General features: G+C 55.3%; 1 protein-coding gene. It reads right to left on the bottom strand.

Features of this window, described 5'->3' with window-relative positions:
• Positions 1–456, bottom strand: a 456-nt coding sequence (locus A3750_RS06320; protein ID WP_156498454.1) for a DUF5011 domain-containing protein, incomplete at both ends; no start/stop codon positions are given.

The raw sequence follows: 456 nt of genomic DNA, 5'->3' as shown, positions 1-456 counted from the left end.
TTGCGGCATTGCCTGTGGCGTCAGATACATCGTAAGTCAGAGCATAAGTGCCCGCTACGGCATCGTTCACCGAACCACTTACCAAAATCGCTGAAGTGAGTGTTGCATTGTCATCAATAATATCGGTCGCTGCTGCGCCAAGATCCGTGTAGGTCGTGCCTTGCTCGTGCTGTACCGTAGCGGCGCCATTCAGTGTAATCACTGGAGCGGTGCGGTCAGCCACGATCACGTCACGAGTGACTGTCGGCGCGGCGTTGCTCTGAGAGTCGGTGACGTTGTAGGTGAGTGTATAAGTGCCTGCAACATTTGGATCGACAGCGCCAGTTGGGACGATGGAACCAGATAGATCGCCATCGGCTGCATCGGAGGCGGTCGCGCCAGGATCAGTAAATGGCGTTTGCAGTTCATGCAGGATCGGGTTGCTGCCAAGCAATGTGATGGTCGGTGTTCCTGTGT

Source organism: Oleiphilus sp. HI0079 (assembly GCF_001635105.1).
Note: the sequence above shows the minus strand (reverse complement) of the source record. Positions and strands in the feature narration are given on the sequence as shown.